Raw genomic sequence first — 16,432 nt, forward strand, 5'->3', positions numbered from 1 at the left:
TCAGTGCTCGCGGGGGGCCGGGACCACACGCTCCACCTCGGGGTGGACGGTCAGCAGCTGGCGCATGGCCGCCTCGGCGCCGTGGGCGTCCCCGGCGGCGAGGGCGTCGACGATCCGCGCGTGGTGCGCGAGGCACGCCTCGCCGGGGCGGTCGCAGCCGGTGGCGGGGCCGCCGGACACCTGGAGCGCGGCACCGACGATGCCGGACAGGTGCTCCAGCATCCGGTTGCCGGCGAGCTGGATCAGCAGGGCGTGGAATTCGGCGTCCGCGCGGGAGAAGGTGATGCCGTCGCCCTGGGCGTAGGCGTGCCCCATGATCTCGACCATGTCGGCGAGGCGCTGCTGGACGTCCTCCCGGCCGTGGCCGGCCGCGAGCCGGGCGGCGAGGGGCTCGATGATCCAGCGCAGCTCGTTCAGCTCGCGGCGCTGGTCGTCGCGCTGCGGGCCGAAGGCGCGCCACTCGATGATGTCGGGGTCGAGGAGGTTCCAGTCGCTGACCGGACGGACCCGGGTGCCGACGTTGGGCCGGGCGCTGACGAGGCCCTTGGCCTCCAGCACGCGCAGCGACTCGCGGACGACCGTGCGCGACACCTCGAAGCGCTGCCCGATCTCCTCCGGCACGAGGGGGCGGTCGGCGCCGAGGTCGCCCGAGACGATCATCTGGCCGAGCTGCTGGACGAGCTGCCCGTGCAGTCCGCGGCCACGATTGCCGGCGGTGCGGCGGCCGACGCGGCCCAGGTCGGAGTCCGCGCCCTCCCAGGCGGGCGGTCCGACGCGGTCGGCGCCGGGCGCCTCCGCGTAGGGGTAGCGGTCGAGATCGCCCGGGGCGCCGAGGCCGGACTCGACGGAACGGGCGGCGGTCATCATCGTGTGCGCAAGGGTACTCACGCATCCTTTGTCGGCGCTCCCCTCGTGCCCCTTGAGGTCTTTGGTGAAAAGCACACGAAAGGGTGATCGGCGCTCCTTACACAATTGACGATTAAACGGACATAAAGGGCGCTTTTCAAGGGAGTTGACGCCAAGCGAACGATTTCGGTCCAAACATGATCACCAACGGGCTCTACCGCGAAGGCCGGTGAGCACATAGGCGCAGAGCAGGACCGTCAATGTCATCGCGAACGCCATCCCCACGGGCTGTCCGACCACGCGCAGCGCCCCCATAACCCAGCGGTCGGCGGCCGAGGACCACTCGACGCTCGCGAACTCGCGCAGCCGGGCCGGGAGTCCCGCCACCGAGCGGCCGGAGGCCCCCGCGAGGGCGGTCCGCAGCGGCGGGGCGAGGAGCACGGGTACGGCGAGGACGGCGGCGACCCCTGCCGCCGCCGCCCGGAAGACACCGGCGCCGAGCACCCCCGCCCAGGCACAGCCGATCACGAGCCCGAACCAATTCGCGCACAGAGTGGCCCAGTTCTCCGGTACGGGGATCAACTCGCCGCCGTAGACGAGGCGCAGGGCCTCCAGGTCGGCGACGACGACGAGGAGCGCGAGGGCCGCGCCGACGCCCGCCGCGACGGCGAGCTTGGCGAGGAGCAGGCCGAGGCGGCGCGGTACGACCCCGCGCCCGGTGGTGAGCGCCGGGTAGCGGTACTCCTCGGCGAAGGCGAAGGCGCCGAGCAGCCCGGCCCCGAGGGCGGCGGGCGGCAGCGGCGAGATCCCGGGCCACCCGGCCAGTACGGCGGGCAGCGGGGTCCGCCCGCTGCGGGCGAGCAGCACGGAGAGCGCCACGGAGACGAGCAGGACCGCTCCGGCGACGAGAAAGGTGGACGGTACCCCGACCAGCCGCCGCACCTCGTAGCGCAGGGGGCGCAGGGGCGAACGGCTCCGGACGCGGTGCGTCCGCCCGGCGGAGGCGGGTGCGGCGGCGGTGTCGGCACCGCCGGTGGGGGTGCCCGGGGCGGCGGCGGGCGTCGGGGCGTCGGCGACGGAGTGGGCGCCGGTTGCCGGATGGTCCCCGGCCGGCGCCCGGCCGTCGTCGCCGGTCTCCTCGGTGAGCCGGTGGACCAGGACACCGTTGCGGAAGGCGCTCTCGCCGACGGTGGCACAGTCGCTGCCGTAGACGGAGAGCCGGTTCCCGCCGTCCGTGACCACCTCGACGGGGCGGCGGGCGGCGCGGGACTCCTGGGTGAGCGCGGCGGCGAGCCGGGCGGCGTGGGGGGTGCGGACGGCGACCCGGGGGCGCAGCCGGGTGCGGGTGAAGTCGGCGGCGTCCTGGTCGGCGGCGAGCCTGCCGCGGTCGAGCGCGAGGACCCGGTCGGCGTTGCGGGCCGCGTCCTTGGGATCGGCGGTGGTGTAGAGCACGGTGCCGCCCTCGTCGGCGTGGGCGCGCAACAATGCGTACAGCCAGCCGCTCTCGCGTACGGAGAGTCCGGCGGCAGGCTCGTCGAGGAGCAGGGCGTGGGGGTCGCCCAACAGGGCCGACGCGAGGCCGAGTCGGCGGTCCATGGCGAGGGAGAGGGTGCCGATGCGCTGGTCGTGGACGCCGGTGAGGCCCACGGCCCGGAGGAGGTCGTCGGCCCGGGCACTGGACACCCCGGCGGCGGCGGAGAGCATCCTGAGCTGGCTGCGCAGGGTGCGGGAGGGGTGGCCGGGGACGTCGCCGAGCAGCACGCCCACCTCGCGGGCCGGGTGGGCGACCCGGTGCAGCGGCCGGCCCCGGAAGTAGGTGACGCCACGGCCCGGTTCGAGCTGGAGCATGAGGCGCAGGGCGGTGGTCTTGCCGGAGCCCGCGGGTCCGAGCAGGGCGGTGACGGCGCCCGGCCGGGCCTCGAAGGTGAGGTCGTCCACGGCGGCCGGGCGGTCCCGGCGGGGGGTGCTGGTGAGTCCGATGGCCTGGAGCATCGCTTCTCTCGCGGGTAGGTGAGACCGCTCCGCGGCAGGGCGGCTGTCCCAGCAAGATAACGCCACATTTCGGACTTTTGGCGCAGGGTTGGCGGCGCGAGGCCGCCGGAAGACCGCGGGTCAGACCTCCGGGCGGAGCATCGGCGGGTTCAGCAGGGTGGCCCCACCAGCGCGGAACAGCTGGGCGGGACGGCCGCCCTGACGGGTCGTGGTGCCACCGGCCGGTACGAGGAAGCCGGGCGTGCCGGTCACCTTCCGGTGGAAGTTGCGCGGGTCGAGCGCGACCCCCCACACCGCCTCGTAGACCCGGCGGAGCTCGCCGACCGTGAACTCGGGCGGGCAGAACGCCGTGGCCAGCGAGGAGTACTCGATCTTGGAGCGGGCGCGCTCCACGCCGTCGGCGAGGATCCGGGCGTGGTCGAAGGCCAGCGCCTCGGGCTGCCCGTCCTCGTGCGCGCCGGCCGCCTCCAGGCCCAGCAGCTCCTCGACGGGTGCCCAGCGCGCGCTGTTGGCGTCGCCGCCCGCGCGGGGCGCCGGAAGGTCCGGGGCCAGGGCCAGGTGCGCCACGCTGACCACCCGCATCCGCGGGTCCCGGTCGGGCGCCCCGTAGGTGGCGAGCTGCTCCAGATGCGCCCCGGTCCCCGGTACGGGCCCGGGGTCGCCCGGGTCGTGCACGCACAGCCCGGTCTCCTCGACCAGCTCGCGCGCGGCGGCGCCGTCGAGGTCCTCGTCGGCCCGGACGAAGCCGCCGGGCAGCGCCCACCGCCCCTGGAACGGCTGCTCGCCCCGTTTCACGACCAGCGCGCACAGGGCGTGGCGCCGCACGGTGAGCACGACCAGGTCGACGGTGACAGCGAAGGGCGGAAAGGCCGACGGGTCGTAGGGAGGCATGCCGCGATCATAGTCGTCTCCCTGACGATAAACACGCCCGCGGGAAGGATCGCCTTCCACTTCTTCACACCCCCAGCTGGAGGCCCGGCGCGGCCTCCTCGACCATCCCGAGGCCGAGCCTCCCGACCCGCGCGGCGAAGGGCTCGCCGTCGACGAGGAGCCCCGACAGCCGGACTTCGCCGAGCGGGGCCGAGCGGAGCGGGTGCAGGGCGACCGTGCGGCCGGGGGCGTCGGGCCGGACGCCGACCAGCACGGCCAGCAGCTGGACCCCGGCGGCCGCCGCCACGGCCGCGGGCCGGCAGGCGGCCGGGTGCGGCACGGGCAGCGAGCCGGACGTCCGCCGCTCCCCCGCGTACATCTCGGGGAGCCGGTGCCCGAAGGCGGCCGACGCGTCGAGGATCCCGCGCAGCAGCGCGGCCGACTCGGCCTCGTACCCCGCCGCGGAGAGCCCGGCGACGGCCACCGCGGTCTCGTGGGTCCGCACCGCTCCGGAGCGGTGCCCGAGGGGGTTGTAGCCCGGCTCCTTCGTGCCGAGGCCCCGCAGTCCCCAGCCGGAGTCCGCCCCCGGAGCGGTGAGCAGCCGGGCGAGCCGCTCCGTCTGGCTCTTGTCGAGCAGACCTGGCGCGTACCGTCCGGAGGCGGTGAGCCCGGTGTCGAGGAGATGCGCCGCCCAGCCGCCGAAGTACGGCAGTCGGCAGCCATCGGGGGTGCGGGCGAGCGCCGGGCGTCCGCCGGTGGGGTCGTCGATCCAGAACCGGTCGCGGAACCGGTCGCGCAGGGCCCGCGCCCACTCCCGCCAGGCATCCCCGCCGGGCCGCGCGCAGGCGTCGAGGAGGTCGGCGCCGAGGACGGCGGCGCGGTGCGCGTGGGCCTGGGTCTCGGCCCGGACCGGACCGGCGGGCCCCGACTCCCGCACGAAGCCGCTGTCGTCGAGGGACGCCCGCAGCCACTCCAGGCAGCGCTCGGCGGCCGGCATGAGCTCGGCGAGGTCCTGCTCGGGCAGTCCCCAGCGCCGGGCCTCGGCGAGCACGGCGGGGAAGGCGAGGGTGGCCTCGACGCCGGTGCAGCGGGGCGGTAGATGGGGGCCCGCGTCCCGCAGCGGCCCGGAGACGCGGCCGGATTCGGGCCCGGCCCCCTGGATCTGGGTGCGGGCGAGGGCGCGGAGGGTGGTGGCGGCGAGGCGTGTGCCGAGCGGGAGGGCCATGCGGGCCGCCCACAGCGCCTCCGCGGTGACGGGCCCGCAGCGCCAGGGCACTCCGGCGGCGAGGTGGACGTCGACGGGGTGGACCGGGTCGCGCTGGAGCAGGGCGCGCAGGTCGGCGAGGGAGGTGCGCAGCAGCTCTCCGAGACGGGGGTCGTCCCCCTCGGCGGTGGCGTCGGCGAGGATGTGGCCGCCGGGTCGGCCGGCGCCGCCGCCCGGCTGACGGGTGATCCGCTCGCCGCGGACCCGGAGGGTGAGGACGAAGCCGTCCCCGGGGGTGAGCTCGGCCTCCCAGCGGAGCAGGCCGGCGGCGGCGAGGGCGTCGCTGGGCGGCGGGTCCGCCGTGACCGCCACGGCGCTTCCGTCGGTGCCGGTCCAGCGCAGCCCGGTGCCGTGGACGCTGGCCCGTAGCTCGGGCCCCGGGCGTCCGGCCGCCACCGCGCCCAGGTCCGCGAGATCCGTGCCCAGAGCGATCTCCACGGGGAGCCGCACGGTGCGGGGGGCGGAGCTGCGCAGGGTGATCCGCTCGGTGCCGTCGGCCTCCCGGGAGCGTTCGACGGTGAGGCCGGGGTCGGGTCCGATGTCGCCGGGCGTGCGCACGACGCCGAGGAAGTCGGCGCGGTCCGCCGCGCTCGCGCGGCCCTGGAGCGGGACGGGTTCGCGGCCCGCGATCCGCAGGACGCAGCGGGAGAGGAGCCTGCGTCCGGAGAGGTAGACCCCTTCGAGGCCGGCGCCGGTGAGCTGGGCCTGCCGGGGGCTGACGGAGAGCGCGGGCAGGGCGACGCAGACGAGGGCGTCGTGCACGGCGGGCAGGTCACCGGGGCGGCTCGCCCCCATGGCTCCGACGGGGGACGGGGGTCCGGCGGTGGGTCCGGGGGCCTGGGCGGAGCTGGGGGCCATGACGGGTGCGTGGTGCTCTCTGTGCGGTCCGGGCGGCTGGGCCGGTCCGGGCGGCGGGTGCGCCGGGAGCCGCTCGATCGGTCCGCGCTTCCGGCAGTGGGGCGGCGGTCCGGCTCGCGCGGAACCGCCACACAGGTGAACGCCGCCGCGGCCCGCGGGGTCACGGGCCTCATCCGCCGCTCCTCGTCCCGCGGCGCCCGGTGCGGCGGAGCACCACGGTCCTGGGGGCCGTCGCCCCGCGCCGGGCCGCACCGCCCGCGCCGGGCGCGCGGCCGGCTCCGCCACGGCGGGCGGCCCGCGGGGCGGCGGCGCTGGAGCGGGGTCCGGCGGGCCGGTCGGCGACCCTGCGGCGGTCGCGCGGCCCGGTGCCCGGGCAGGGCTCGCGGCCCGGGCCGTCGTCGCCGTCCGGCTTCCGCTCGGCGGCCTCCCGGTCGGCGCGCTCCTTGCGGAGGCAGCTGCGCAGCGACTCCGGGTCGAGCCCCTCGTTGCACGCCTGGTGCATCAGGCGGGCGAAGACGTACTCCGGGTCGGCCTCCAGGGCCATGCTGATTGCGACGCGGGCGGAGGGCTCGTCACCGCTGGACCAGGCGACCCAGCCCGCGAGGGCCAGCGGGGCCGCCGCGTACTCCTGGTAGGGGGCGACGCAGCGCCGGGACAGGGCCCGCCAGAGCCGCAGCGCCACGTCGGCCTCGGGGCCCTCCATCCATTCGGCGGCCTGGTCCCGGGTGTCCCTGTCCTGGAGCCCGAGGATCAGCGCGGCGGCCTCCTCCTCGGTGATCCGGGCATCGTCGGCGGCGTCGGCCGACAGGTGCCCCCGGCCCGCCGTGAGGCCCGCCCGGCCGGTCAGCACGTCGTGCGGACGGTCCGTCCCGGAGTCCGGGGCGGCGGGCTCCGCGAGGCGGGTGATCAGCGTGTGGGCGAGCCGGATCGTGGTCGCCCGGATCTCCGTGCGGCCGTGCCCGGCGGGCGCGTCGAGGATCTTGGGCACGAGCTCGAAGGCCGCCTCGCCGAGGGCCGCGCGCTGGGCCGAGGGGCGCGACGTGTCGTCGTCGGCCGGCCTCGGCCTCAGCCGCGCCTTCATCTCCTTGAGCGAGCCGCGCACCTGAATCCCCGCGTAGGCCGCGGACGCCGCCATCACCGTCGTACCGGAGAGGGCGAGGGGCGTGCCGTCGGGCGGGCAGCAGTGGGCGCTGGCGCAGCAGTACGAGAAGTAGAGGCCGTCGGAGACGCAGAGGGCTTCGAGGACGGGGACGTCCAGCGCGCCGCAGGCCGTACGCAGGCGCTGGGAGAGGGGGCGGAGCCGCTCCATGACGTGCCGGCCGGTCTCGCCGGGCGCGGGGTCCTGGCAGAGGAAGACGACGATGGCGTCGGGGCGGTCGCCGTGCCGGGTGCTGCCCTCGACGAGGCACTCGGCCAGGTGGTCCGCGGTCTCGGCCCACTCGTGGGGCGAGCGGGGAATGCCGAGCCTGACCCGGCCTCCGAAGCGCCCGCGCTCTCCGTGCAGCGCGACGAGCACGACGGAGTCGCTCGGGTGGAAGCCGAGCATGAACGGCAGGGCGTCGGCCAGCTCGGCGGGGCCACGCAGAGTGATCTGCGGGGGCGTGGAGGGACCGTGGGATGCGTGGTGGTTCGTGTTCATGGACAGGACGGTCCCGCGAACCGACCCGATCGCGAAACCCCTGTGGATAACTCTCGGTGACCGCTGCCGCGAGTTATCCACAGGTCGGACGGTCCGTTCGCCGATTGTCCGACCGATCGGGTTGCATGGGGGCATGACCGACGCAGACCGTCCCGAAGACCGCGCCGCCCTCCGTGCCGCCGCCGATGCCGTGCTCGCCCGTCTCGTCTCCGATCCGACGGGCGCGGCGAGGCTGCGCGAGGACCAGTGGCGGGCCATCGAGGCGCTGGTCGCGGACAGACGCCGGGCGCTGGTGGTGCAGCGCACGGGCTGGGGCAAGTCCGCGGTGTACTTCGTGGCGACCTCGCTGCTGCGGGAGCGCGGGGCCGGACCGACCGTGATCGTCTCGCCGCTGCTGGCCCTGATGCGCAACCAGGTCGAGGCGGCGGCGCGGGCAGGCATCCGCGCCCGCACGATCAACTCGTCGAACACGGAGGAGTGGGAGACCGTCCAGCGGGAGGTCGCCGACGGCTCCGTGGACGTGCTGCTGGTCAGCCCGGAGCGGCTCAACAACCCGGACTTCCGCGACCAGGTGCTGCCGAGCCTCGCCGCCGCGACCGGTCTGCTCGTGGTCGACGAGGCGCACTGCATCTCGGACTGGGGGCACGACTTCCGGCCGGACTACCGCAGGCTGCGCACCATGCTCGCGGACCTGCCCGCGGGCGTGCCGGTGCTCGCGACGACGGCGACGGCGAACGCGCGGGTGACGGCGGACGTCGCCGAGCAGCTGGGGACGGGCGGGGACACCGACGCGCTGGTGCTGCGCGGACCGCTGGACCGCGAGAGCCTCAGCCTCGGCGTGGTGCGGCTGCCGGACGCGGCCCACCGGCTGGCCTGGCTGGCCGACCACCTCCACGAGCTCCCCGGCTCCGGGATCGTCTACACGCTGACGGTGGCCGCGGCGGAGGAGGTCACGGCCCATCTGCGGGCGTGCGGGCACACGGTCTCCTCGTACACCGGGCGGACCGAGAACGCCGACCGGCAGCAGGCGGAGGACGATCTCCAGGCGAACCGGGTGAAGGCGCTGGTCGCGACCTCCGCGCTCGGCATGGGCTTCGACAAGCCGGACCTCGGCTTCGTGGTGCATCTCGGCTCGCCGTCCTCCCCGATCGCGTACTACCAGCAGGTGGGACGCGCGGGCCGCGGGGTGGAGCACGCGGAGGTGCTGCTGCTCCCGGGCAAGGAGGACGAGGCCATCTGGCAGTACTTCGCCTCGGTCGCCTTCCCGCCCGAGGAGCAGGTGCGGCGCACCCTGGACGTGCTGGCGGGGGCGGGCCGCCCGCTGTCGCTGCCCGCGCTGGAGCCGCTGGTCGAGCTGCGCCGGACGCGGCTGGAGACGATGCTGAAGGTCCTCGACGTGGACGGGGCCGTGAAGCGGGTCAAGGGCGGCTGGGAGAGCACGGGTCAGCCCTGGGTCTACGACACCGAGCGGTACGCGTGGGTGGCGCGGCAGCGGTCGGCGGAGCAGCAGGCCATGCGGGAGTACGCGACGACGGACGGCTGCCGGATGGAGTTCCTGCGGCGGCGGCTCGACGACGAGGCGGCGGCCCCGTGCGGCCGCTGCGACAACTGCGCGGGCGTCAGGTTCGACGCCAAGGTCTCCGATTCGGCGCTCGACACGGCGCAGGGCGAGCTGCGGCGGGCCGGTGTCGAGGTGGAGCCGCGCAAGATGTGGCCGACCGGACTCGCCGCCGTGGGCGTGGATCTGAAGGGCCGTATCCCGGCCGGTGAGCAGTCCTCCCCGGGCCGGTCGCTGGGCCGGCTCTCGGACATCGGCTGGGGCAACCGGCTGCGGCCGATGCTCTCGGACGGCGCCCCGGACGGGGAGGTGCCGGACGACGTGGTGCAGGCGGTCGTGCGGGTGCTCGCCGACTGGGCGAAGGGCCCGGGCGGTTGGGCCTCGGGCGCGCCGGACGCGCCGCCCCGGCCGGCCGGCGTCGTCACGGTCGCCTCGCACCGCAAGCCGCGGCTGGTGGGGTCGCTGGGCCGACGGATCTCGGAGATCGGCCGGATGCCGCTGCTCGGCACCGTGGAGTACGCGCCGGAGGCCGCCGACCTGCGGATCTCCCGGACCAACAGCGCCCAGCGGGTGGTCGGGCTGCAGCGGTCCCTGGTCGTCCCCGCCGATCTCGCGGAGCGCGTGGCCGCGGCGGGCGGGCCGGTGCTGCTGGTGGACGACCTCGCCGACAGCGGCTGGACCGTGGCGGTGGCCGCGAGGCTGCTGCGGCGCGCGGGGGCGGAGGGGGTGTATCCGCTGGTGCTCGCCGTCCAGGGATGAAACGGGGAGTGAACAATGGGCGACGGGGCAGGGATATGAGAGTCATTCCGGTTCATTCCAGTCAGCGGCGTCAATTGCTCGTTGCCGCCCGCGCACGGGCCAGGAAGAATTGGGAATCCGCCCCGAACGGTCCGTACGCGGCCCGGATGGACCGTGCTGTGGTGCGCCCTCTCACCTATCTGACCCTGCCCGCCGAGCGGGCGTGTATCCGAAGGGAGGACCGTGACCCTCGGATTCGCTCCGTCCTCAGCCTCGTCCATCGCTTCCCCGTCCGGGTCGGCCAGTCGCCTCGCTCGGATGCTCGAACCGGCCGAGTGGGCCGCGGCGGGGATCCCGCTGCTGCGCAGCCCCCGAGAGGTCGTCGGCGGCCTGCACGCCCGGCACCTGCCGACGCCCGCGACCGCGGTGGTCGCCGTCCTCGACCATGAGGAGCGGATCGCCGCCAGCGCCTCGTTCACCCGCCGGTCCGCCCCGGCGGACGGCTGGGAGTTCCGCAACGCGCTCCTCGCCCACCTGCGCCGGGTGATCCCGCACGATCTGCGCCGGCGCACCCCGGTCCGGACGGCCGTGCTGCTCTACTGCCGCGAGGGCGACGAGCGGTGGACGGAGGAGGACGGGGCCTGGATGTGGGGCCTGCGGGATGCCTGCACGCTCCACGGGCTGCGCTGCGGGGCGTACATCACGCTCACCCGGGGCGGCTGGCAGGTGCTCGGCGAGGGGCGCGGCGGACGGCAGCCGAGCTTCGACTCGCCGCCCGTGCCGCTCGGCGAGGAGTCGGCCTACGACCGGCTCGTCCCGCGCATCGCGAGCGGCGCGCCGGAGCCGCTGCGCCGGGCCGCCGCGCGCTGAGCGGCGACCGGTTCCGCCTTCCCCTCGGCGACGCCGACGGGGTCACCGCCGACACGCACGGAACCCGGCCGTCCCTGAAGGGGCGGCCGGGTTCCGGGGGTACGACGATCAGACGCCGGCGCCGAGGACGGCGTTGACGCGCTCGGGCTCGCCGCAGACGACCAGCAGGGCGGTCGCCCGGGTCAGCGCCGCGGGCAGGGACCGGGCCACGGCGGCGTCGGCACCACCGTTGACCGCGACGACCACCACGGGACGGGCCGCGGCCCGCTCCACGGAGGCCGCGTCCGCGAAGAACACGTCCTCGCGGGCGTCCTGCTGCGCCCAGTAGGCGCTCTCGCCGAAGGACAGCTCGTGCGCCGTCCACGGGTGCTGCTCGCCGGTGGTGAGCACCAGCACGTCGCCGGGGGCGCGGCCGGACTCCAGCAGCAGGTCCACGGCCTCCTCGGCGGCGTCGAGAGCGCCGTCGGCGGTGGCGGGGATCAGCTGGAGCTGGGCTCCGGACACCTGGCCGGAACGATTCTCCTGGGCGGCCGGCTGCGGGCGCGGCACCGGCGGCGCGGGCCGCGCGGGGCCGGGGCCCGGGAGGCCGGGTCGCGGGGTGGCCGCGGTACGCGGGCCGGGTACGGGGCGGGGGGTCGGCACGGGACGGTCGGCAGCCGCGGTCGCGCGGGGACCCTGGGCACTCTCAGAAATCTGAGGCTCCTCGGAGATGGGAGGCATGGGTGGATGTCTATCAAACGCCGTCGCGGGGAGCTCCGGCGGGTGGGCGCACGGTGGCGCCCCGGCCACTGGACCGGGCTCCTCCGGCGGGGTCCCGTTCGGGGTCCCGCCGTAGGGGTCCGGTGGCCGGAAGTCAGAAGTCGAAGCCGAGTTGGCCCCCGCTTTCCAGCGCGGCCGCCTCGGCGGAGACACGGACCTTCTTCAGATGCCGCCAGCGCGGCATCGCGTCGAGGTAGGACCAGGAGAGCCGGTGGTACGGGGTGGGGCCCCGTTCCTCCAGCGCGGCCTTGTGGACCGGTGAGGGATATCCGGCGTTGGCGCCGAAGGCGTACGCCGCGTACTCCTCCGACTCCGCCTCCAGCTCCCCCATCAGCGTGTCGCGCCGGACCTTGGCGATCACCGAGGCGGCGGCCACGGCGATGCAGGACTGGTCGCCCTTGATCACCGTACGGACCCGCCAGGGGCTGCCGAGGTAGTCGTGCTTGCCGTCGAGGATCACCGCGTCCGGGCGCACCGGGAGACCTTCGAGGGCCCGGACGGCGGCCAGCCGGAGCGCCGCGGTCATCCCGAGCGCGTCGATCTCCTCGGGCGAGGCGTCACCGAGCGCGTACGCCGTCACCCAGTCCTGGAGCTCGGCGGCTAGCGCGGTGCGCCGCTTCGGGGTGATCAGCTTGGAGTCGGTGAGTCCGGCGGGGGCCCGGCGCAGGCCGGTGACGGCGGCGCACACGGTCACGGGACCGGCCCAGGCGCCGCGGCCGACCTCGTCGACCCCGGCGACGATCTTGGCGCCGGTGGTGGCGCGGATCGAGCGCTCGACAGTGTGGGTGGGTGGTTCGTACGGCATGGCGCCTGACAGGTTACGCCGACGGCCGCCCCCGCCGGTACCCGGATTCCGTCCGGGGACCCGGACCGGCCCGGATCCGGGCCCGAAACGCCCGGATCGGGGGCCGCTCACGGAGCACCCGGGGCCGCCCTCGGCCCGCTCCCCGTCCCGCGCTCCGGGTCCCCGCCCCCTCCCACGCCCCTGGCCTCAGCCCCGCAGCAGGGGGACCATCACCCGGTCGATCAGCTCGGCGATCTCGGTGTCGGTCCATTCGCTGCCGCACACCTTCGAGCGGTACATCATCATGGCGGGAATCACGTCGTACACCAGGTCGCCGGGAGCGTCCGCGCGGACCTCGCCGCGCGCCACACCGCGCTCCAGGACCTCCCGCAGCAGCCGCTTCGAGGGGTCGGTCACGCCGGTGAGGATCAGCGCGTGGAAGCGCTCCGAGGCTTCGGCGTCGCATTCGTGCATGACGGCCCGCAGCGCGAACCCGGGCTTCGAGTACATCGCCGCCCGCACCCTCCGGCACAGCTGGTAGAGGTCCTCGCGGACGTTCCCGTGGTCGGGGGCGTCGCCGAGGGCGGGGAGCGCGGCCCGGAGCGCGTCCACGACGAGGTCCTCCTTGGAGGACCAGCGCCGGTAGACCGCCGCCTTGCCGGTCCGCGCGCCGACGGCGACGCCTTCCATCGTCAGGCCGTTCCAGCCGACCGTGCCGAGCTGTTCGAGCGCCGCGTCGAGGATCGCGCGCTCCAGCACCGCGCCGTGCCGCCGTGGCGCCGACCCCGGTGGCCGAGCGGTGGCCACGGAGTGCGAAGTAACCATCAGGACCTCTCTGTTGGGCCGTCCTCGGGCAAGCGGCAGCGCTCAGTGAACGGTTGCGTTCTCTGAGGGGGAATCACTACCGTGGAGGACAGTGAACGAGTGCGTTCACTGGATTCTTCCGTGGGGGATACACAGTGACAACATCTCCGGTGGACACCCGGACAGGTCCAGGCTCCGCAAGGCACCCGAACCGGCCGGGAATCGCTCTCACCGTCATCGCCGCCTGCCAGTTGATGGTCGTCCTCGACGCCACGATCGTGAACATCGCACTCCCGCACATCCAGCAGGCACTCGCCTTCTCCACCACCGACCTGTCCTGGGTGCTGAGCGCGTACACCCTCACCTTCGGCGGCATGCTGCTGCTCGGCGGCCGGGCGGGCGACATCCTCGGGCGCCGCCGGGTGTTCATGACCGGCATCCTCGTCTTCACCCTCGCCTCGCTGCTCGGCGGCTTCGCGCAGGAGCCGTGGCAACTGCTGGCCGCGCGCGCCCTCCAGGGCGTCGGCGGGGCCATCGCCTCGCCGACCTCGCTCGCGCTGATCACCACGACGTTTCCCGAGGGCCCCGCGCGGAACCGGGCGTTCGGGGTCTTCGCCGCCGTGTCGGCCGGCGGCGGCGCGATCGGCCTGCTGGCCGGCGGCATGCTCACCGAGTGGCTCGACTGGCGCTGGGTGCTGTTCGTGAACGTGCCGATCGGCCTGGTCATCGCCTTCCTGGCGCCCCGCTTCATCAACGAGTCCGAGCGCCACCCCGGCCGTTTCGACCTCGCGGGGGCGTGCTCCTCCACCCTCGGCATGACCGCGCTCGTCTACGGCTTCATCCGCGCCTCGGAGGAGGGCTGGAAGGATCCGCTCACCCTCACGGCCTTCGTCGCGGCGGGCGTCCTGCTGGCGTCCTTCGCGCTCGTCGAGTCGCGGGCCCGGGAACCCATCACCCCCTTGCGAATGTTCGCCGACCGCAACCGCTCCGGCACGTACGTGATCATGCTGAGCCTGGCCGCCGCCATGATGGGCATGTTCTTCTTCATCGTCCTGTTCGTGCAGAACGTGCTCGGCTACAGCCCGATCCGCTCCGGACTCGCGTTCCTCCCGGTGACGCTCGCCATCGGCCTCGGTGCGGCGCTCGCCCAGCGGATGCTGCCGGTCCTCGGCCCGAAGCCGTTCATGGTGACCGGGGCGACGGGCACGGCGATCGGCCTCTTCTGGCTGAGTTTCATCAGCTCGGACAGCTCCTATCTGAGCGGGGTCCTCGGCCCGATGCTCGTCTTCGGCTTCGGCATGGGCCTCAACTTCGTCACCCTCACGCTGACCGCCGTCTCCGGGGTCGCGCAGCACGAGGCCGGGGCCGCGTCGGGGCTGCTCAACGCGACCCAGCAGGTGGGCGGGTCGCTGGGGCTGTCGATCCTGGTCACGGTCTTCGGCACGGCCAGCCGGGAGGAGGGCCGCACCCAGGTCCAGGAGTTCCTCGCGCAGGCCACGCCCGCGCAGCAGGCGGAGTTCGCCCGGACCCACGAGCTGCCGCCGCCCTGGTCGCACGAGGTGCTGACGGCCGGCATCTCGCTGGCGTTCACCGCCGCGGTGGTGATGGCGCTGGTCGCCTTCGTCACGGCGGTGACGGTGATCCGGGTGCGCAAGAGCGACCTGGCGGCGCTGAGCGGCACGGCGGGCGCCGGCGGTCCGGTCGCCTGACCCGTACGGCACCCCCTCGATCCGTACGGGACCCCTTGAGGCTGTACGGGTCAGGGGCGCCGTACGGGTCGGTGCACGGGTCGTAGTCCTCCTCGCGGCCGGGCGTCCCGCACTCCCCCGGCGCGCGGTCTCGACCGCCGGGCGTGGCGGTCCGCTAGGCGGGGGCCCCGCTCGGCAGCCACCCGGGCAGTTCCTCGGTCTGCTCCAGCCACGCGGCCGGCGGTGCCCCGGTCGTGCCGGAGGCGACGACTCCGCCCGCGATGGCGCAGGTGGTGTCGACGTCGCCGCCGACAGCCGCGGTCGTCCAGAACATCCGCTCGTAGTCGCCGAGCGACCGCGCGGCAGACCAGAGCGCGAACGGCACGGTGTCGTGCGCGCTGGTGCGCCGGCCGCTGCCGAGGACGGCCGCCACGGTCGCCGCGTCCCCGTAGTCGAGCATGTCGCGGGCCCGGCGCAGACCGGCCCCGACGGCGCTGCGCGGGACCAGGGCGATGACGCCGTCGAGCAGCGCCTCGGGGGTGGGCGGCCCGGCGGGGTCGGCGGCGAGCGCGGCGGCCGCGGCGACGGCCATCGCGCCGACCACGGCCTCACGGTGCTGGTGGGTGGTGTACGCGGAGATCTCGGCCTGGTGGGTGGCCTGCTCGGGGTCGTCGGCGTACCAGGCGCCGAGCGGGGCGATCCGCATGGCGGCGCCGTTGCCCCACGAGCCCTGCCCCTTGAAGAGGGCGGCGGCGAGCTCCCGCCAGTCGCCGCCCTCCCGGATCAGCCGGAGCATCCGGTTGACGGCGGGGCCGTAGCCGCGGTCGAAGTCGTGGTGGTGGGCGAAGGACGCGGCGAGCGCGTCCTGGTCGATCCGGCCGTGGGTGACGAGGACGGCGAGCACGGAGCAGGCCATCTCGGTGTCGTCGGTCCACTGCCAGGGACCGGTCGGCGGCTCGTGCCGCTTCAGCAGGGGATAGTTGGCGGGGACGAAGTACTGGGAACCCAGGGCGTCCCCCACGGACAGCCCGCGCAGGCTGGCCAGGGCGCGGTCGAGGCGCCGGTCGGAAGAGGAATCAGCGGTCATCGATCTGCCACTCTATCCGGTGGGGCCGTACGGTTCCGGGGTGCGCCAGCGTTCGAAGGGCCGGTCGAGCCGGTACTTCCCGTCCGCTCCGAGCAGCAGCGTCCTGGTCTCCGCGTTTCCCGGGTTGGACAGCGACTCGAAATCGGCGACCGTCCAGTGGAACCAGCGCATGCAGAACAGCCGCATGGTCAGCCCGTGGGTGACGAGCAGGACGTTCGGCGGGTGGTCCGGGGCCTCGAAGCTCCGGTAGAGGCTCTCCAGGAACGCCCCGACGCGGTCGTACACGTCGGCGCCCGACTCGCCCTGGGCGAAGCGGTAGAAGAAGTGCCCGTAGGCGTCCCGGTACGCCTTCTGGAGGCGTACGTCCTCCCGGTCCTGCCAGTTGCCCCAGTCCTGTTCCCGCAGGCGTGGCTCCTCTCTGACGCGTATGTTCTCCGGATCGAGGCGGAAGGCGCGCAGGGTCTCGTGCGTCCGCCGGTACGGCGACACGTAGACGCTGACCTGCTCCCGCCCGAACATCTCCCGCAGCCGTCCCCCCGTCTCCCCGGCCTGCCGCCAGCCGGTCTCGGTGAGCCGGAGCGCGTGGTCGGGCTCCCTCTCGTACACCGTGTCATCGGCATTGCCCTCGGATTCTCCGTGCCGTACGAGGACGATGCGCCGCGGTCGTGCCATGGG

General features: G+C 74.9%; 13 protein-coding genes. 3 read left to right on the forward strand and 10 right to left on the reverse strand.

What is annotated here, in order from left to right; translation table 11 throughout:
* The 5 genes from AB0C99_RS25225 to AB0C99_RS25245 form a co-directional block, all read right to left on the reverse strand.
* Nucleotides 1-888 (reverse strand): FadR/GntR family transcriptional regulator, encoded by an 888-nt coding sequence (locus tag AB0C99_RS25225; RefSeq protein ID WP_362479129.1) that lies wholly within the window; start codon nucleotides 886-888, stop codon nucleotides 1-3.
* A gap of 159 nt (nucleotides 889-1,047) precedes the next feature.
* Nucleotides 1,048-2,838 (reverse strand): ABC transporter ATP-binding protein, encoded by a 1,791-nt coding sequence (locus AB0C99_RS25230; protein WP_362479132.1) that lies wholly within the window; start codon nucleotides 2,836-2,838, stop codon nucleotides 1,048-1,050.
* 120 nt (nucleotides 2,839-2,958) lie between these two features.
* Nucleotides 2,959-3,729 carry an NUDIX domain-containing protein gene (locus tag AB0C99_RS25235; RefSeq protein ID WP_362479135.1) on the reverse strand — a complete coding sequence of 257 codons (771 nt, stop codon included), beginning with the start codon at nucleotides 3,727-3,729 and terminating at the stop codon, nucleotides 2,959-2,961.
* A 64-nt stretch (nucleotides 3,730-3,793) separates the two neighbouring features.
* Nucleotides 3,794-5,767 carry a glycogen debranching N-terminal domain-containing protein gene (locus AB0C99_RS25240; RefSeq protein WP_362479206.1) on the reverse strand — a complete coding sequence of 658 codons (1,974 nt, stop codon included), beginning with the start codon at nucleotides 5,765-5,767 and terminating at the stop codon, nucleotides 3,794-3,796.
* A gap of 232 nt (nucleotides 5,768-5,999) precedes the next feature.
* Nucleotides 6,000-7,469 carry a DUF4192 domain-containing protein gene (locus AB0C99_RS25245; RefSeq protein ID WP_362479138.1) on the reverse strand — a complete coding sequence of 490 codons (1,470 nt, stop codon included), beginning with the start codon at nucleotides 7,467-7,469 and terminating at the stop codon, nucleotides 6,000-6,002.
* Nucleotides 7,470-7,602: 133 nt separating this feature from the next.
* Here AB0C99_RS25245 and AB0C99_RS25250 point away from each other — a divergent pair, with 133 nt between their 5' ends.
* Together AB0C99_RS25250 and AB0C99_RS25255 are read left to right on the forward strand one after the other, a co-directional pair.
* Nucleotides 7,603-9,786 (forward strand): RecQ family ATP-dependent DNA helicase, encoded by a 2,184-nt coding sequence (locus AB0C99_RS25250; protein WP_362479140.1) that lies wholly within the window; start codon nucleotides 7,603-7,605, stop codon nucleotides 9,784-9,786.
* 222 nt (nucleotides 9,787-10,008) lie between these two features.
* Entirely contained in the window at nucleotides 10,009-10,635 is a 627-nt protein-coding gene (locus AB0C99_RS25255) for a hypothetical protein (protein WP_362479143.1), read from the forward strand.
* 108 nt (nucleotides 10,636-10,743) lie between these two features.
* Here the strand turns inward: AB0C99_RS25255 and AB0C99_RS25260 are convergent, their stop codons facing one another.
* From AB0C99_RS25260 to AB0C99_RS25270, 3 genes are all read right to left on the reverse strand, one after another.
* The gene (locus AB0C99_RS25260) at nucleotides 10,744-11,355 is read right to left on the reverse strand and encodes a hypothetical protein (protein ID WP_362479145.1); all 612 of its coding nucleotides are present in this window, start codon (nucleotides 11,353-11,355) and stop codon (nucleotides 10,744-10,746) included.
* A 133-nt stretch (nucleotides 11,356-11,488) separates the two neighbouring features.
* Nucleotides 11,489-12,199, reverse strand: coding sequence for a ribonuclease HII (locus tag AB0C99_RS25265; protein WP_362479148.1), 711 nt, complete (start codon nucleotides 12,197-12,199; stop codon nucleotides 11,489-11,491).
* A gap of 186 nt (nucleotides 12,200-12,385) precedes the next feature.
* Nucleotides 12,386-13,003 (reverse strand): TetR/AcrR family transcriptional regulator, encoded by a 618-nt coding sequence (locus AB0C99_RS25270; RefSeq protein ID WP_362479151.1) that lies wholly within the window; start codon nucleotides 13,001-13,003, stop codon nucleotides 12,386-12,388.
* 134 nt (nucleotides 13,004-13,137) lie between these two features.
* Between AB0C99_RS25270 and AB0C99_RS25275 the strand changes: the two genes are divergently transcribed.
* Nucleotides 13,138-14,691, forward strand: coding sequence for an MFS transporter (locus AB0C99_RS25275; RefSeq protein ID WP_362479153.1), 1,554 nt, complete (start codon nucleotides 13,138-13,140; stop codon nucleotides 14,689-14,691).
* 154 nt (nucleotides 14,692-14,845) lie between these two features.
* On the opposite strand, the gene AB0C99_RS25280 is transcribed toward AB0C99_RS25275, so the two are convergent.
* Nucleotides 14,846-15,757, reverse strand: coding sequence for an ADP-ribosylglycohydrolase family protein (locus tag AB0C99_RS25280; RefSeq protein ID WP_362479156.1), 912 nt, complete (start codon nucleotides 15,755-15,757; stop codon nucleotides 14,846-14,848).
* A gap of 12 nt (nucleotides 15,758-15,769) precedes the next feature.
* Complete coding sequence (locus tag AB0C99_RS25285; RefSeq protein ID WP_362479158.1) at nucleotides 15,770-16,429, reverse strand: histidine phosphatase family protein; 660 nt, start codon at nucleotides 16,427-16,429, stop codon at nucleotides 15,770-15,772.
* Between the last annotated feature and the right edge of the window lie 3 nt (nucleotides 16,430-16,432).

Source organism: Streptomyces sp. NPDC048659 (assembly GCF_040650575.1).
Lineage (GTDB): Bacteria > Actinomycetota > Actinomycetes > Streptomycetales > Streptomycetaceae > Streptomyces.

Bases quoted from the DNA above. Each gene is read 5' to 3' on its own strand.
- AB0C99_RS25230 (WP_362479132.1), bottom strand. From the start codon at position 2,838: ATGCTCCAGGCCATCGGACTCACCAGCACCCCCCGCCGGGACCGCCCG.
- AB0C99_RS25235 (WP_362479135.1), bottom strand. From the start codon at position 3,729: ATGCCTCCCTACGACCCGTCGGCCTTTCCGCCCTTCGCTGTCACCGTC.
- AB0C99_RS25240 (WP_362479206.1), bottom strand. From the start codon at position 5,767: ATGGGGGCGAGCCGCCCCGGTGACCTGCCCGCCGTGCACGACGCCCTC.
- AB0C99_RS25245 (WP_362479138.1), bottom strand. From the start codon at position 7,469: ATGAACACGAACCACCACGCATCCCACGGTCCCTCCACGCCCCCGCAG.
- AB0C99_RS25250 (WP_362479140.1), top strand. From the start codon at position 7,603: ATGACCGACGCAGACCGTCCCGAAGACCGCGCCGCCCTCCGTGCCGCC.
- AB0C99_RS25260 (WP_362479145.1), bottom strand. From the start codon at position 11,355: ATGCCTCCCATCTCCGAGGAGCCTCAGATTTCTGAGAGTGCCCAGGGT.
- AB0C99_RS25265 (WP_362479148.1), bottom strand. From the start codon at position 12,199: ATGCCGTACGAACCACCCACCCACACTGTCGAGCGCTCGATCCGCGCC.
- AB0C99_RS25270 (WP_362479151.1), bottom strand. From the start codon at position 13,003: ATGGTTACTTCGCACTCCGTGGCCACCGCTCGGCCACCGGGGTCGGCG.
- AB0C99_RS25280 (WP_362479156.1), bottom strand. From the start codon at position 15,757: ATGACCGCTGATTCCTCTTCCGACCGGCGCCTCGACCGCGCCCTGGCC.
- AB0C99_RS25285 (WP_362479158.1), bottom strand. From the start codon at position 16,429: ATGGCACGACCGCGGCGCATCGTCCTCGTACGGCACGGAGAATCCGAG.